Origin of the sequence: Streptomyces sp. SDT5-1 (assembly GCF_052245995.1) — a bacterium.
Taxonomy (GTDB): Bacteria; Actinomycetota; Actinomycetes; order Streptomycetales; family Streptomycetaceae; genus Streptomyces.
The window spans coordinates 5205177-5219868 of sequence record NZ_CM125963.1 but is presented as its reverse complement, the minus strand read 5'-3'; the positions used below and the strand labels follow the sequence as shown (position 1 = coordinate 5219868).

Sequence of the window (14692 nt, the reverse complement as noted above, 5' to 3'; positions counted from 1 at the left end):
ACTACGTGTGGTGAGGGGCGGGACCGCGGGGGCTACGCGACGCGGCGCAGCGCGTCCGCGGGACGCAGCCGCGAGGCGCGCCAGCCGCCGAAGGCGCCGGCGATCAGACCGCCCGCCACGGCGAGGGCGACGGCGAGGGCGATGGTGGTGGCGGAGACCGGGGCGCTGAGCGCGATGTCGAGGGTCTTGCCCGCGCCGCCCGCGGCCTGGCGCATCATGCCGCCGCCCCCGCCGAAGCCGCCGGGCCCGCCCGAGCCGCCGGCGCCGCCGGCGCCCCCGCCGAGCTGCGCCGACAGCGTGGGGCTCACGGCGGTCACCACGTACGCGCCCGCGAGTCCGACGGCGATGCCGAGGACGCCGCCGAGCAGCCCGTTGACGACCGCCTCGCCGACGACCTGCCGGGTCACCCGGCCCGAGGTCCAGCCGAGCGCCTTGAGGGTGCCGAACTCCCTGACCCGCCGGGACACGGCCGACGACGTGAGCAGCCCCGCGACCAGGAACGCCGCGACGAGCACGGCGATCGACAGCCACTTGCCGACGTTGGAGGCCAGGTTGGACGCGGTCGACAGGGAGCCCGAGACGGTGTCGGCGAGGTCGGCGGACGTGGTGACGGTCGTGCCGGAGATGTTCTTCTGGATCGTCGACTTCACGGCGTCGATCTGCTGCGAGTCGGTGGCCTTGACGTAGACCGTCGTCACCTTGTTCTTGCTGTCCGCGAGCGTCTGGGCCTGCTTCAGGGGCACGTAGAGGTTCGCGGCCGCGTCCCCGCTGTCGGCGGTCGCGACGCCGACGACCTGGTACTTGGTGCCCTTCACCGTGACCTTGTCGCCGACGGCGAGCTTCTTCTCCTTGGCGTACGCGGAGTCGACGACGGCGACCTTCGCGTCGGTCTCGGACGCCTTGAAGGTGCGGCCCTTGGTGATCTTCGAGGAGGTGAGGGGCCCGAGGTTCAGCCGCGTGACGTCGGTGCCGTACACGGAGAAGGAGTTGACGTCGAAGTTCGCGCCGCCGCCCTGGACGCGGCCCTGCGGCTGTCCGCCCTCGCCGCCGCCGGGGCCGCCCTGCGCGGCGCCGCCGCCCTGGTCCTGCTTGAACTGGCCGCGCGTGAACTGTCCGCTGACCTTCATCACTTGGAGGCTGAGCCCGCCGACGGTCTCGGCGACGCCCTTCTGGTCGGCGACCTTCGTGACGGTGGAGTCGGCGAGGGTCTGGAAGCCCTGCACCATCACCCGGTCGCTGGACTGGTCCTCGTCGTCCGAGTCGCTGTCCTTGGCGTCGAACTTGAAGCGGGGGCGCGCGGAGTCGTCGCCCGCCTTGGGCGCGCTCGCCGCCTTCGTGACGGTCATGTCCGTGCCGAGGCCGTACAGCGACTGGAGGACCTTGTCCTGCGCCTGCGTCATGCCGGCCGACACCGAGCCGACCACGATGACGAGCGCGATACCGAGCGCGAGCCCGGAGGCGACGACGAGCGCCGCCTTTCTGCGTCGGCGCAGCTCGCGCCGGAGATAGGTGAAGAACATCGAAGCCTCGCCGATGACGGCCCACGGGAAAGGGGGCGCGGACAGGAATCAGCGGGAGCCGGGGCGTCGGTGACGCTCCGGCTCCCGCTGCGGCGAAACGGTATGGCGGCGTTGTAAGGGTTGCGTGAGGCCTCGATGAGAACGGAATGAGACCCCCGCGGTCGTTACGCGGCGGAACCCGCCTTCCACTGCGACCAGCTGAGGTTCCAGCCGTTCAGGCCGTTGTCGGGCTGGACCGTCTTGTCGCCGGTGTTCTTCACGACGACGACGTCACCGACCATCGAGTTGTTGTAGAACCAGGCGCCCGGCGTGCTCGGGTCGTTGGCGCCCTTGGCGTCCTGGAGGCCGACGCAGCCGTGGCTGGTGTTGGCCCCGCCGAAGATCGACTTGGCGCCCCAGTAGTTGCCGTGGATGAACGTGCCGGAGTTCGACAGGCGCATCGCGTGCGGCACGTCCTTGATGTCGTACTCGCCCTTGCCGTCGTCGTCCGTGAAGCCGACCGTCGCGCCGTTCATCCGGGTCTCCTTGAACTTCTCGGAGATCACCATCTGGCCCTCGTACGTCTTGTTGTCCGGGGAACCGGCCGAGATCGGGATCGTCTTGATCGTCTTCCCGTCGCGGGTGACCGTCATCATCTTGGTCTTGGCGTCGACCGTGGAGACCTGGTTGCGACCGATCTTGAACGAGACCGTCTTCTGCTGGACGCCCGTCACGCCGTTCGCCCCCTCGACCCCGTCCAGGTCGAGCTTCATCGTCACCGTGGAGCCGCCCTTCCAGTAGTCCTGGGGGCGGAAGTCGAGGCGCGTGTCGTTGAACCAGTGGCCGACGACCTCCTGGCCGCTGCTGGAGGACACGGTGATGTGCTTCTGCACGTCCGCCTTGTTGCTGATCGCCTTGTCGAAGTTGATCGACACGGGCATGCCGACGCCGACGGTCGAACCGTCCTCCGGCGTGAAGTTGCCGATGAAGCTGTTCGCCGGGGAGACCGTCGTGAACTGCGAGTTCTCGTGGGCCGCGCGGCCGTCGGAGTCCTTCGCCGCCGCGGCGATCTTGTACGTCGTCGCGCGCTCCAGCTGGTTCGTGGGCTTCCAGCTCTTCTTGTCCGCGGACAGCCGGCCCTCGACCTTGGTGCCGTCGGTCGTGGTCATGGTGACGTCGGTGAGCGTGCCCTTGCTCACGGTGACCTTCGCGGCGTTGTTGATGCTCGCGTTGTCGGAGCCGTCCTTCGGCGCGATCTTGATGTCGGCCTCGGACGTCTTCTTCGCCGCGGCCTCGTCGGCCTGCGCCTGCGACTCCTTCTTGCCCGAGCCGCCGCCCTCGTCGCCGCCGCCACAGGCCGTCAGCACGAGCACACCGCCGAGCAGGGCGGACGCGGCCATCAGGCCTTTGCGCCGCTTACCGTCCGTTATCACACGCTTCTCCATAGTCGCCGAATTTCCCGACTTCGCCGATTTCCCGGCCGTCGACCGCCCCGAGCCCGGTCCACAGCCGGCCCGAGAGGACACAACAATCCCCTCGCACCCACTCAACGTCATGACCGGTTCGTCCCGTTCCCGAAGAACCGCCGGTGTGGGCAAGACCACGTCGGGACTTCCCCACCTGGGACGACAGAACCCCGGGCGGCGGTTGCCGCCCAGGGTTCCCGATTCCCGAGCCGCTACACGCCGCCTTCCTCGTCCTCATCATCCTCGTCGAGGTCCCAGTCGGGCGAATCGGGGTCGTAGTCGACCTGCTCGCTCGACCAGGAGGCCTGCACCAGTTCCGCGCCCGGGACGTCGGCGACCAGATCGAACGGGTCCACGAGGTACGCGATCGCCTCCGCCTCGTCCTCCTCGACGGCGCTCACCGCGTGCGCGCGCTCCTCGGGTCCGGTGTCCTCGTCCTCCGCGACGCGCTGCAACGCGGCCCCGGTCAACGCCTCCGCGTCGGCGACCTCCAGGACCAATTCCACCTTCAGCCGCACAAAGCGTGACGTGTCATCAGTACTCATGAGCGGAGCGTACGACCCATTCCACTCGTGACTTTCCTGTGACCCACGTCTTTCACTAACATCAGTGCACACGGCCAATTCGCCAGCGCCACAAGGGGGATCGCTTCCGTGTCTGCCGCACGTCGATCACTGTTCACCGCCACCGCCGCCGCGGCACTGCTGGGCGCCCTGTGGTTCGTCCCCACAGCGACGGCGACCCCCGAGCACTTCTCGCACGCCGACCAGCGGCAGACCGCGGACGCGGTGGCGGCGCAGTCCGATCGTCAACTCCGCCTGGCCGACACGGGTTCGGTGGACACCACCCCGTACGTGATCGGCGGCTCGGTCTTCCTCGGGCTCGGCGTCGGCTTCGTGACGTACTCGGTGCGCAGGGGCCGGGCCTTCGAGGCGTAGGCGCGGCGAACTTCCGGGGTCGGCCGCTCAGTTCGGCGGCAGTCGGCGGATGCGGCGGCGCTCGCCGTCCTCCGGGGCCGGCGGGGAGTCCGCGAGCCGGACGACCGGGTCGTCGAGGCCACCGTCGCGGCCCGCCACCACGGGTTTCGCGGCGCGCAGCGCCTTCGCCCGGTACTGGGCGGCGTCCGCGAGCCGGAACAGCCTGCGCGCGCTGGTGACCTCGCCGATCGGATCCCCGGTCGACGCGATCCCGCAGGCCACCCCGTCCCCGTGGTCCAACTCGGCGGCGCGGGAGCAGATCTCATCGCCGACCCGCACCACCTCGTCGGACGGCGGCCCCACGGCGACGATGGAGAACTCGTCGCCGCCGAGCCGCGCCGCGAGCGCCCCCGGCAGCATCGCCCCGCACAGCGAGAGCACCGAGCCGAACCGTTCCAGCAGCCGGTCCCCCGCGGCGTGCCCGTACGTGTCGTTGACCCGCTTCAGTCCGTTGAGGTCGCAGACGACGAGGCTGACCACGGAGCCGTCGGCGCGGTGCCGCTCCACGGCCTCGTCGAGGCGTATGTCGACCGCCCGCCGGTTGGCGAGCCCGGTGAGCGCGTCGGTGAAGGCGAGCCGGCGGGCCTCCTCCAGGCGTTCGGTCTGCGCGATGCCGGCCGCGACGACCGCCGCGAGAACCGTGGCGAAGTCGGCGTCGTCGCGCCCGAACACCGGGTCCCCGGTCGGCCGCGCCACGTACAGCTCGCCCCACGCCCGCCCGTGCAGCACGATCGGCGCGACGACGCAGCAGCCGCGGCCCCTGCGGCGCAGCGCGGCGACCCGCTGGTGGCAGTAGCCCGCGCGGTCCACGGGGCCCTCGGCGGTCTCGACCCAGGCGTCCGGCTCCCCGCCCGAGGCCCACCGCTCGTGCAGGAACTCGGTGATCTCCGGGAAGCGGTGCACCGGGTAGGCCTCGTGCTCGGGGAACTCCTCCTCGCCCGCGGCGAGGTCCCCCACGTTGACGAGCACGCGCAGCCGGCCCCGCTCGCGCTCCCACACGGAGAGCGCCGCGAAGTTCCCCGACAGCGCGCGGCAGGCGCCGAGCGCGGCCGCGCGCCAGGAGCCGCGCGGGGTCCGCGCGGCGGCCATGCCCTGCGCGAGTGCCACCACGGCGCGTAGCCGAACGTCCTCACCCATCACTCCAGAGTAAGGAGATTTCCGGCATTTCGGTGAATCCAGTGCGCCGTTCCGGGCCTCCCGAGCAGGAACCCGTCACGCTCCGTCACTCACCGGGCCACTGCGGCCTGCGCTTCTCGTTGAACGCCGCGACGCCCTCGGCCCGGTCCCCGGAGAACGCCACGGACCGCCAGGCCCCGTCCTCCACCTCCAGGCCGGCCCGCAGATCGAGGCCGTGCCCGAGCCGCAGCGCCTTCTTGGACGCGCGCAGCCCGACCGGCGAGTTCGCCGCGATCGCCGCGGCGAGCGCCAGCGCCTCCTCGCGGTCCTTGCCCGCCTCCACGACCTGGTCGACGAGCCCCAGCTCACCGGCCTCGGCCGCCCGCACCCGGCGCGCCGTGAAGATCAGCTCGGCGGCGCGCGCGGCCCCGACGCGGCGCGGCAGCAGCTGCGTACCACCGCCGCCGGGGATCACGCCGACCGACACCTCGGGCAGGCCCACCACGGCCGTCCCGTCGGCCACGATCAGATCGCAGGCGAGCGCCAGCTCGAAGCCGCCGCCGAGCGCGAACCCGTGCACGGCCGCGATCGTCGGCATCGGCAGCTCCAGGACGCCCGTGTACGCGGCGCGGGTCACCGGCCGCTGGCGCAGCAGATCGGCGTCGGAGAAGGAGTTGCGCTCCTTGAGGTCCGCGCCGACGCAGAAGGCGCGCTCGGCGCTGGAGGTGAGCACGACGACCCGGACGTCCCGGCCCTCGGCGCCCGCGAGCCAGTCGCACGCGGCGGTGATCGAGCGGGCCATGTCGCTCGACACCGCGTTCATGGCCTTCGGCCGGTCGAGCACCAGCTCGGCGACGGTGCCCTCCTCCCGCCTGCGCACCGCCACGAACTCCCCGAACCGCAGCTCGTCACCCATGACCCGCCCTTCCGTTAACGATGGTTAACGGAAGAGTCTCAGGTGCGGCGGGTCAACGTCCAGGGCTCCACGACGCCGAGGCCGCGCACGGGCCGCTGCCACATGGGCTGGAGGGCGAAGCGGTACGTCGGCGGTTCCTCGCCGTCCTCCTTCGCCTTCTGCGCCTCCGCCGCGGCCTCCGCCTCCGATGTGGGCGTCTCGCCGATGCGGATCAGCTCCTCGGCGAAGGCGCCGTCCACCAGCACGTTGTCCCGGGGCGCTATCGACGTGAGGCGGCTCGCGAGGTTCACGGTCGAGCCGAAGACATCGCCCATGCGGGTGGTGACGGTGCCGAACGCGAGGCCGACGCGCAGCTCCGGCATCGTCTCGTCGTTGCTCATCGTCTCGATCAGGCGCAGCGCGATCTCGCTCGCGATGCCCGCGTCGTCGGCGGCGTACAGCACCTCGTCGCCGAGGGTCTTGATGAGCCGGCCGCCGTGCGCGGCGACGAGGTCCGCGGCGGTCGTCTCGAAGGCCTCGACGAGTTCGCCGAGCTCCTCCTCCTCCATGCGTCGCGTCAGCCGCGTGAATCCGACGAGGTCGGCGAAGCCGACGGCGAGCCGCCGGTCGACCATCTCCTCGTCGTCACCGGCCTGTACGACCCGGCCCGTGGCGGCGGCGAGCTGCCTGCGCCACACGTAGACGAGGAACTCCTCCAGCTCCGGCAGGAGCAGCTCCATCAGCGGGTACGTGACCTCGGTGCGGGTCATGCCGGGTTCCGGGGGCTCGGTGAGGCCCTCCAGGAACGAGTCGATCTGCCATTCGGCGAGGCGGGCGGTGGTCTGTCCGGTGGACCGGGCGACCTGCACGGCCATCGCCTCGCTGAGCAGCCCCGCCTCGACGAGACCGGCGAGGCGCCGCAACGCCAGCACATCCGCCTCGGTCAGCGCCTTGGCCTGCCCGATGTCCGCGAACCCCATGGCCCGCCAGAACCGCGAGGCCAGCTCCATGGAGACGCCCGCGCTGCGCGCCGCCTGGAACGGGGTGTATCTGCGCTCGGCCCCGAGGATGAGCCCTTCGAGCCGCAGAGCGAGAGGATCCTCGCTCTCCTCCTCGGCTCCCTCCGGCTTCTCGGGGTCGATGGGGGAGCCCGTGCCGGAGCCCGAGTCGTCGACGGTCACGCCTGCTGCCCTTCCGATCTGCCGCGGTCAGATATCGACCGCGCTCAACTCTACGGCAGCCCCTGTGCCCCACGTCACTCCGTGGGCTCCGGGTGCGGCCGACCGTGTCCCGGCCCCCGCGCATGCGCCCCTGAAGCAGCGGCGAAGCCGCATGCATCAGGGGCGCGGGGAACTGCGCGCCCAGCCACGACCGACCGCAACCAAACGGGGAGGGCACCCCCGGCTCCCCAGGGGCGCGGGGAACTGCGCGCGCAACCACGGAGTGCCGCAACCGGACGGGAGGGCGAACCCCGGGTCCCCAGGGGCGCGGGGAACTGCGCGCGCAACCACGCACGGCCGGGAACCCGGCGGGGTGCGCGGCCCCGGGAGCTCAGGCCGGTCGTAGATGCACGATGTCCCCCGCCCCGACGGCCTCCCGGGCCCCGGCCCCCGTAGAAATGATGAGGCGGCCGTCGCCGTCCACGGCGACCGCCTCCCCGACCACCTCACGCTCACCCGGCAGAATCGCCCGCACCTCACGCCCGAGCGTCGCGCACCCCGCCGCATACGCCTCCTGCAACCGGGACAACGCGGGATCACCCTCCGCCGCACACCACTCCACGTACCACCGCTCCAAGGACCGCAGCACCGCCCGCAGCACCGGCTCCCGGTCGGAGACCTTCGCCCCGGCGAGCGTCAGCGACCCCGCCGTCGGCACGGGCAGTTCGTCGGCGCGCAGCGACACATTGAGCCCGACCCCGAGCACCACCGCGTCGGCCCCCGCCCGCTCCAGGAGGATCCCCCCGGCCTTCCGCTCCTCGCCGTCGACCGTGAGCAGCACGTCGTTCGGCCACTTCAGGGCCGTGTCGACCCCGGCCGTGGAGGACAGCGCCGTGGCGACCGCGACCCCGGTGAGCAGCGGCAGCCACCCCCACCGCGCCACCGGCACCTCGTGCTCCCCGGGCCTGAGCAGCACCGAGAAGAAGAGCCCGGACCGCGGCGGAGCCGACCAGCGCCGGTCGAGCCGCCCGCGCCCCGCGTCCTGCTCCTCGGCGACGAGCACGGTCCCTTCGGGCACGGGCCCGGCCGCGGCCCGCCCCACCAGATCCGTGTTGGTGGACCCGGTGCGGGGCACCACCTCCACGGACGACCACAGGCCCCCTTCCCGTACCAGGGACCTCCGGAGCCCCATCGCCCCCAGCGGCGGTCGGTCCAGGTCGGACCAGGGGTTGGCGGGCACGTCTGAACCATCTCGCGGCGTCATGCAACCCAGCCTAGGTGTGGCAAAGACCGCACTGCTGAACGGTATTCAGGCCACTACGCTACGAATCAGTAGCCCCACTCCCCTTTACCAAACCGTCCCCGTGAGCAGCGTCGAAGCAGGCAGGGAGCCGCATCCCGATGTCCGAGTTGGAACAGCCGACAGCGCAGATCGACATCCACACCACCGCAGGCAAGATCGAGGATCTGCGGCGCCGGATCGACGAGGCGACCCACGCCGGGTCCGCCCGCGCGGTCGAAAAGCAGCACGCCAAAGGCAAGTTGACCGCACGTGAGCGGATCGAGCTGCTGCTCGACGAGGACTCCTTCGTGGAGCTGGACGAGTTCGCCCGGCACCGGTCGACGGACTTCGGCCTCGACGCCAACAAGCCGTACGGCGACGGCGTCGTGACCGGGTACGGCACGGTCGACGGCCGCCCCGTGGCCGTCTTCTCGCAGGACTTCACGGTCTTCGGCGGCGCCCTCGGCGAGGTCTTCGGCCAGAAGATCATGAAGGTGATGGACTTCGCCCTGAAGACCGGCTGCCCGGTCATCGGCATCAACGACTCCGGCGGCGCCCGCATCCAGGAGGGCGTCATGGCCCTCGGCATGTACGGCGAGATCTTCCGCCGCAACACCCACGCGTCCGGTGTGATCCCGCAGATCAGCCTGGTCGTGGGCCCGTGCGCCGGCGGCGCCGTGTACTCCCCCGCCATCACCGACTTCACGGTGATGGTCGACCAGACCTCGCACATGTTCATCACCGGCCCCGACGTCATCAAGACAGTCACCGGTGAGGACGTCGGCTTCGAGGAGCTGGGCGGCGCCCGCGCGCACAACACGCGCTCCGGCGTCGCGCACCACATGGCGGGCGACGAGAAGGACGCCATCGAGTACATCAAGTCGCTGCTGTCGTACCTGCCGTCGAACAACCTGAGCGAGCCGCCCGCCTTCCCCGAGGAGGCGGATCTGGAGCTCACCGACGAGGACCGCGAGCTCGACACGCTCATCCCGGACAGCGCGAACCAGCCGTACGACATGCGCACGGTCGTCGAGCACGTCCTGGACGACGCCGACTTCTTCGAGACCCAGTCGCTGTTCGCGCCGAACATCATCACCGGCTTCGGCCGCGTCGAGGGCCACCCGGTCGGCATCGTCGCCAACCAGCCGATGCAGTTCGCCGGCTGCCTCGACATCCACGCCTCGGAGAAGGCCGCCCGGTTCGTCCGTACGTGTGACGCCTTCAACGTGCCGGTGCTGACGTTCGTCGACGTCCCCGGCTTCCTGCCGGGCGTCGAGCAGGAGCACGAGGGCATCATCCGGCGCGGCGCCAAGCTCATCTACGCATACGCCGAGGCCACCGTGCCGCTCATCACGATCATCACGCGCAAGGCCTTCGGCGGCGCGTACGACGTCATGGGCTCCAAGCACCTGGGCGCCGACCTCAACCTGGCCTGGCCCACGTCGCAGATCGCCGTCATGGGAGCGCAGGGCGCGGTCAACATCCTGCACCGCAAGACGATCGCCGCCGCCGAGGCCGCGGGGAACGTCGAGGAGACCCGCGCGCAGCTCATCCAGGACTACGAGGACACGCTCCTCAACCCGTACACGGCGGCCGAGCGCGGCTACATCGACGCGGTGATCCTGCCGTCCGACACCCGCTCGCACGTCGTGCGCGGGCTGCGTCAGCTGCGCACGAAGCGGGAATCACTGCCCCCGAAGAAGCACGGCAACATCCCCCTCTAAGGAGCACCGCTGTGATGATCAAGGTCGTGCGGGGCAATCCGACCCCGGAGGAGCTGGCCGCCGCACTGGCGGTGGTCCAGGCGCGCGCCGCGGCGGTCCCGGACGCCCCGGCCGCGGCGGTGGACCGGGACGCGTGGTCGGACCCGTCCCGCATCGCGCGGCACCGGCTGCCCGCGCCGGGGGCGTCGAGCTGGTCGCGCACGTACTGGCCCGGCTGAGCACGCCCGTAGCGGGTCCGGTGCGGGTCCGGAGCGGAATTAGTCCTTTCGTAGTGGGGCGCCTGAGTACGCGTACTCAGGCGCCCCGCGCACGCGCGCCGCACCATGCTGTATGTGCTGTGGTCAGATCCCGATGACGAGCCCCCAGAGGAGCTCCGCGAAACGCAGGCGATGCTGCGGCGCGCGGGCCTGCTGCTGGCTCTGGCCATGGTCGTGCTGTTCCTGATGCTGGGGACCGCGTAGCGCGGCGCGTGGTTAACCTGAGCCGCATGACTGCTCCACGCCGACTGATCCTGGCCTCCCAGTCCCCCGCCCGCCTCGGCCTGCTGCGCCAGGCCGGGTTCGCCCCCGAGGTGATCGTCAGCGGGGTCGACGAGGACGCCGTGACGGCCCCGACGCCCGCCGAACTCGCCCTGGCCCTCGCCGAGGCCAAGGCGTCCGTGGTCGCGGCCCGCCCCGAGGCGGGCGGCGCCGTCGTCATCGGCTGCGACTCCGTGCTCGACCTCGACGGCGAGGCGCTCGGCAAGCCGGCCGACGCCGAGGAGGCCACGGCCCGCTGGAAGTCGATGCGCGGCCGCGCGGGGACCCTTCAGACGGGTCACTGCGTCTACGACACGGCGAGCGGCCGGTACGCGTCCGGCACCGCGTCGACCGTCGTCCGCTTCGGCGAGCCGAGCGACGCGGAGATCGCCGCGTACGTGGCCACCGGCGAACCGCTCCACGTGGCGGGCGCGTTCACCCTGGACGGCCGCTCGGCGCCGTTCATCGACGGCATCGACGGCGACCACGGCAACGTGATCGGGCTCTCGCTGCCGCTGCTCCGCCGCCTCCTCGCCGAACTGGGCGTGGGCATCACGGAGTTGTGGGCGCCGGCGGAGTAGCCGGTCCGTTCGGGGCGGGGCCCTCGTTCGTGGGCTCCCGCTCCTCCTGCTCGTGCCGGTCGTACGCGACCAGTGTCAGTACGAGCAGGGCGAGCACGACCATCATGAAGACGAAGCTGAGCCAGCCCACCAGGCCGATCGAGAAGGCGCCGAGCAGGCCGTGCACCACGGCCGCGCTGATCAGCAGGATCCGCCCGAACCCGGCGGGCGCCCGGTCGGCGACCGCGGTGCGCACGAGCACGATCCCGCAGACCGCCAGGTAGAGCCCGAACAGGCCGCCCGCGATCCACGCGCCCACCGACATGGCCCGCGGGTCGAGGCCGGCCAGGGACATGTCCTGCCGGTCGACCACCAGGCCGAGGAACCAGTTCAGGAGGGCGATCCCGAACGCCTCCGCGAACAACACGATCGCGGCCACCCACGCCACCGGCCTGCGTGCCACCGGTCCCCACCCACTTCCTGGACTCCCCGGACTGTTACCGCAAGTACGCTCGGTACATCCCGAACGCTACTAACGGGTAAACCTCGGTACAAGGGTTCTGCAGAAGGCAAAGAATCGTTGGGCCATTCGTAGGGACTCCACAAAGAAAGCCGACGGGCCGCAGCACGGTCTCACAGAGACCTTGGCCACAGACGGGGGCTAGGGTGGCTCTGAGGGATCGCGTGTACGCAGGCGCGACAAGGGATTTCACGGTCCGGCAGGACCCCGGGTGACACTCCGTGTGGGCAAGCTCACGCCCGGGGACGGCTCGTGAGTCCGTGTCGGCAGTCCCTAAACTCAGCTTGTTTCAGTGAGTCAAGCTTCACGGTGACCCGCCGACCGCCCCGGCTCGGGCGAGCACGGCCGGGGGTCCGGGGGTCGCCCCCGGGAAGACACAGCAAGGAGGGAGCCATCGTGCGCAAGGTGCTCATCGCCAACCGTGGCGAAATCGCTGTCCGCGTGGCCCGGGCGTGCCGGGACGCCGGGATCGCGAGCGTTGCCGTCTACGCCGATCCGGACCGGGACGCTCTGCACGTCCGCGCGGCCGACGAGGCCTTCGCCCTTGGCGGTGACACTCCGGCGACCAGCTACCTGGACATCGCCAAGGTGCTCCAGGCGGCCAAGGACTCCGGCGCGGACGCGATCCACCCCGGCTACGGATTCCTGTCGGAGAACGCCGAGTTCGCCCAGGCCGTCCTCGACGCCGGGCTGATCTGGATCGGCCCGCCGCCGCACGCCATCCGCGACCTCGGTGACAAGGTCGCCGCCCGGCACATCGCGCAGCGCGCCGGTGCCCCGCTGGTCGCCGGCACCCCGGACCCGGTCTCGGGCTCGGACGAGGTCGTGGCGTTCGCCGAGGAGCACGGCCTGCCGATCGCGATCAAGGCCGCCTTCGGTGGCGGCGGCCGCGGCCTGAAGGTCGCCCGCACCCTCGAAGAGGTCCCGGAGCTGTACGACTCCGCGGTGCGCGAGGCCGTCGCCGCGTTCGGCCGCGGCGAGTGCTTCGTCGAGCGCTACCTGGACAAGCCGCGCCACGTCGAGACGCAGTGCCTGGCCGACCAGCACGGCAACGTGGTCGTCGTCTCGACCCGTGACTGCTCGCTGCAGCGCCGCCACCAGAAGCTCGTCGAGGAGGCCCCGGCGCCGTTCCTGAGCGAGGCTCAGCTGGAGCAGCTGTACTCGTCGTCGAAGGCGATCCTCAAGGAGGCCGGCTACGTCGGCGCGGGCACCGTCGAGTTCCTCGTCGGCGCCGACGGCACGATCTCCTTCCTCGAGGTCAACACCCGCCTCCAGGTCGAGCACCCGGTGACCGAGGAGGTCGCCGGCATCGACCTGGTGCGCGAGATGTTCCGCATCGCCGACGGCGAGGAGCTCGGCTACGACGACCCCGAACTGCGCGGCCACTCCTTCGAGTTCCGCATCAACGGCGAGGACCCGGGCCGCAACTTCCTCCCGGCGCCCGGCACCGTCACCAAGTTCGACCCGCCGGCAGGCCCCGGTGTCCGCCTGGACGCGGGCGTCGAGTCCGGCAGCGTGATCGGCCCGGCCTGGGACTCCCTGCTCGCCAAGCTGATCGTCACCGGCCGCACCCGCAAGGAGGCCCTGGAGCGGGCCTCCCGCGCGCTCGCCGAGTTCGAGGTCGAGGGCATGGCCACCGCCATCCCCTTCCACCGCAAGGTCGTCACCGACCCGGCGTTCGCCCCCGAACTGACCGGCAGCGAGGACCCGTTCACGGTCTACACCCGCTGGATCGAGACCGAGTTCGTCAACGACATCGAGCCGTTCGCCACCCCGGCGCCCGGCGACGAGGAGGACGAGGCCGGCCGCGAGAACATCGTGGTCGAGGTCGGCGGCAAGCGCCTCGAGGTCTCCCTCCCCGCGGGCATGGGCATGTCCCTGGCCCGCACCGGCCTGAACGCGGGCGCCAAGCCGAAGCGCCGCGCCGCCAAGAAGTCCGGCTCGGCCGTCTCCGGCGACACCCTCGCCTCCCCGATGCAGGGCACGATCGTCAAGATCGCCGTCGAGGAGGGCCAGGAGGTCAAGGAGGGCGACCTCGTCGTCGTCCTTGAGGCCATGAAGATGGAACAGCCCCTGAACGCCCACAAGTCGGGCACCATCAAGGGCCTGTCCGCCGAGATCGGCGCCTCGCTCACCTCCGGTGCGGCGATCTGCGAGATCAAGGACTGACGCCGCACGGCGTACGCCGAGGGCCCACCGACCTCCCGGTCGGTGGGCCCTCTCCGTTCCCCCGGTCGCACAGTGGTCAGGTGGTGTCGGCCCGGACCCAGCCGAGGCCGTTGTGGGCGACGTCGAGGGCCAGGACCGCGAAGGCGACCGTGAGCAGGGCGAAGCCCGCGTAGGCGAGGGCGTCGACTCCGGAGAACCAGCCGACGACGTTCACCGGCATCGCGGCCATCAGCACGTACGCCGCCCAGGCGGGCACCGCGCGGGAGCGCAGCAGCCCGATGCCGAGCAGCACCGAGCCGACGACCAGGCCGACGATGAACCACACGCCCGCGACCGCGAGCACCGGCAGACCGTCCGCGCCGTCGATCACCTTCACGAGCGCGCCCTGCCCGACGCCCTTGTCGAGCCCGGCCAGCACGACGAAGTCCTGCGAGGGCGCGGCGTTGATCAGCAGCACCCCGCCGCCGAACAGCACGAGCCCCGCGACGCCCAGCCCGACCGAGCGCGCGGCCACGTACACGCAGGCCAGCAGCACGGCCGTCGTGAGCAGCAGCGCCATCGCCATCCACACCCACGCGGCGGCCTTCTCCTGCCCCTGGTGCGCGGCGATGTCGGCGACGATGTTCCGCGTCCTGTCCTCCGTCATGTCGTACGGCGAGAGCAGCGAGGCCACGATGAACAGCAGCGGTCCGAGCACCAGCACGGCGGCCATCGCGGCCCGCAGCGGGCGGACCCTGTCGACGGCGGCCCCTGACGACGCTGCCGGCACGTGCGCGGACGACGGTGTGGCGGTCATGGCGTTCCCC

General features: G+C 71.4%; 15 protein-coding genes. 6 read left to right on the top strand and 9 right to left on the bottom strand.

The annotated features are described in order from the left end of the window. Positions 1 to 32: 32 nt before the first annotated feature. The 3 genes from ACTWJ8_RS24230 to ACTWJ8_RS24220 all read right to left on the bottom strand — a co-directional run bounded on the left by ACTWJ8_RS24230 (position 33) and on the right by ACTWJ8_RS24220 (position 3510). On the bottom strand, positions 33 to 1520 hold the full coding sequence (locus ACTWJ8_RS24230; protein ID WP_443260255.1) for an ABC transporter permease: 1488 nt from the start codon (positions 1518 to 1520) through the stop codon (positions 33 to 35). A 164-nt stretch (positions 1521 to 1684) separates the two neighbouring features. Then, positions 1685 to 2944: a L,D-transpeptidase gene (locus ACTWJ8_RS24225; RefSeq protein WP_356374454.1), complete on the bottom strand. Its 1260-nt coding sequence runs from the start codon at positions 2942 to 2944 to the stop codon at positions 1685 to 1687. A 233-nt stretch (positions 2945 to 3177) separates the two neighbouring features. Further along, positions 3178 to 3510 carry a hypothetical protein gene (locus tag ACTWJ8_RS24220; RefSeq protein ID WP_356374456.1) on the bottom strand — a complete coding sequence of 111 codons (333 nt, stop codon included), beginning with the start codon at positions 3508 to 3510 and terminating at the stop codon, positions 3178 to 3180. A 108-nt stretch (positions 3511 to 3618) separates the two neighbouring features. Here ACTWJ8_RS24220 and ACTWJ8_RS24215 point away from each other — a divergent pair, with 108 nt between their 5' ends. Continuing rightward, positions 3619 to 3903 carry a hypothetical protein gene (locus tag ACTWJ8_RS24215; protein ID WP_356374458.1) on the top strand — a complete coding sequence of 95 codons (285 nt, stop codon included), beginning with the start codon at positions 3619 to 3621 and terminating at the stop codon, positions 3901 to 3903. A gap of 27 nt (positions 3904 to 3930) precedes the next feature. Here ACTWJ8_RS24215 and ACTWJ8_RS24210 read toward each other — a convergent pair whose 3' ends face one another. From ACTWJ8_RS24210 to ACTWJ8_RS24195, 4 genes are all read right to left on the bottom strand, one after another. Next, a complete protein-coding gene (locus tag ACTWJ8_RS24210) occupies positions 3931 to 5079 on the bottom strand; it encodes a GGDEF domain-containing protein (RefSeq protein WP_356374460.1) in 1149 nt (382 codons plus the stop codon). 85 nt (positions 5080 to 5164) lie between these two features. After that, positions 5165 to 5974, bottom strand: coding sequence for an enoyl-CoA hydratase/isomerase family protein (locus tag ACTWJ8_RS24205; protein ID WP_356374461.1), 810 nt, complete (start codon positions 5972 to 5974; stop codon positions 5165 to 5167). Between the two features lie 38 nt (positions 5975 to 6012). Further along, positions 6013 to 7134, bottom strand: a complete 1122-nt coding sequence (locus ACTWJ8_RS24200) for an adenylate/guanylate cyclase domain-containing protein (RefSeq protein ID WP_356374463.1) — start codon at positions 7132 to 7134, stop codon at positions 6013 to 6015. A 370-nt stretch (positions 7135 to 7504) separates the two neighbouring features. After that, positions 7505 to 8377: a biotin--[acetyl-CoA-carboxylase] ligase gene (locus ACTWJ8_RS24195; protein ID WP_356374465.1), complete on the bottom strand. Its 873-nt coding sequence runs from the start codon at positions 8375 to 8377 to the stop codon at positions 7505 to 7507. Between the two features lie 137 nt (positions 8378 to 8514). On the opposite strand from ACTWJ8_RS24195, the gene ACTWJ8_RS24190 reads away from it, so the two are divergent. The 4 genes from ACTWJ8_RS24190 to ACTWJ8_RS24175 all read left to right on the top strand — a co-directional run bounded on the left by ACTWJ8_RS24190 (position 8515) and on the right by ACTWJ8_RS24175 (position 11218). Beyond that, complete coding sequence (locus ACTWJ8_RS24190; protein ID WP_356374467.1) at positions 8515 to 10119, top strand: acyl-CoA carboxylase subunit beta; 1605 nt, start codon at positions 8515 to 8517, stop codon at positions 10117 to 10119. Positions 10120 to 10130: 11 nt separating this feature from the next. Next, positions 10131 to 10337 (top strand): acyl-CoA carboxylase subunit epsilon, encoded by a 207-nt coding sequence (locus ACTWJ8_RS24185; RefSeq protein ID WP_356374469.1) that lies wholly within the window; start codon positions 10131 to 10133, stop codon positions 10335 to 10337. A 114-nt stretch (positions 10338 to 10451) separates the two neighbouring features. Continuing rightward, a complete protein-coding gene (gene mmpB, locus ACTWJ8_RS24180; RefSeq protein ID WP_356374471.1) occupies positions 10452 to 10580 on the top strand; it encodes a morphogenic membrane protein MmpB in 129 nt (42 codons plus the stop codon). Positions 10581 to 10606: 26 nt separating this feature from the next. After that, positions 10607 to 11218: a nucleoside triphosphate pyrophosphatase gene (locus ACTWJ8_RS24175; protein ID WP_356374473.1), complete on the top strand. Its 612-nt coding sequence runs from the start codon at positions 10607 to 10609 to the stop codon at positions 11216 to 11218. Here the strand turns inward: ACTWJ8_RS24175 and ACTWJ8_RS24170 are convergent. Continuing rightward, positions 11190 to 11660 carry a hypothetical protein gene (locus ACTWJ8_RS24170; RefSeq protein ID WP_356374475.1) on the bottom strand — a complete coding sequence of 157 codons (471 nt, stop codon included), beginning with the start codon at positions 11658 to 11660 and terminating at the stop codon, positions 11190 to 11192. The genes ACTWJ8_RS24175 and ACTWJ8_RS24170 overlap by 29 nt on opposite strands. 453 nt (positions 11661 to 12113) lie before the next feature. Here ACTWJ8_RS24170 and ACTWJ8_RS24165 point away from each other — a divergent pair, with 453 nt between their 5' ends. Continuing rightward, entirely contained in the window at positions 12114 to 13886 is a 1773-nt protein-coding gene (locus ACTWJ8_RS24165) for an acetyl/propionyl/methylcrotonyl-CoA carboxylase subunit alpha (RefSeq protein ID WP_356374476.1), read from the top strand. Positions 13887 to 13962: 76 nt separating this feature from the next. Here the strand turns inward: ACTWJ8_RS24165 and ACTWJ8_RS24160 are convergent, their stop codons facing one another. Next, complete coding sequence (locus ACTWJ8_RS24160) at positions 13963 to 14682, bottom strand: hypothetical protein (protein WP_356374478.1); 720 nt, start codon at positions 14680 to 14682, stop codon at positions 13963 to 13965. Positions 14683 to 14692 lie beyond the last annotated feature (10 nt).

Bases quoted from the DNA above. Each gene is read 5' to 3' on its own strand.
- ACTWJ8_RS24230 (WP_443260255.1), bottom strand. From the start codon at position 1,520: ATGTTCTTCACCTATCTCCGGCGCGAGCTGCGCCGACGCAGAAAGGCG.
- ACTWJ8_RS24225 (WP_356374454.1), bottom strand. From the start codon at position 2,944: ATGGAGAAGCGTGTGATAACGGACGGTAAGCGGCGCAAAGGCCTGATG.
- ACTWJ8_RS24220 (WP_356374456.1), bottom strand. From the start codon at position 3,510: ATGAGTACTGATGACACGTCACGCTTTGTGCGGCTGAAGGTGGAATTG.
- ACTWJ8_RS24210 (WP_356374460.1), bottom strand. From the start codon at position 5,079: ATGGGTGAGGACGTTCGGCTACGCGCCGTGGTGGCACTCGCGCAGGGC.
- ACTWJ8_RS24205 (WP_356374461.1), bottom strand. From the start codon at position 5,974: ATGGGTGACGAGCTGCGGTTCGGGGAGTTCGTGGCGGTGCGCAGGCGG.
- ACTWJ8_RS24195 (WP_356374465.1), bottom strand. From the start codon at position 8,377: ATGACGCCGCGAGATGGTTCAGACGTGCCCGCCAACCCCTGGTCCGAC.
- ACTWJ8_RS24190 (WP_356374467.1), top strand. From the start codon at position 8,515: ATGTCCGAGTTGGAACAGCCGACAGCGCAGATCGACATCCACACCACC.
- ACTWJ8_RS24175 (WP_356374473.1), top strand. From the start codon at position 10,607: ATGACTGCTCCACGCCGACTGATCCTGGCCTCCCAGTCCCCCGCCCGC.
- ACTWJ8_RS24160 (WP_356374478.1), bottom strand. From the start codon at position 14,682: ATGACCGCCACACCGTCGTCCGCGCACGTGCCGGCAGCGTCGTCAGGG.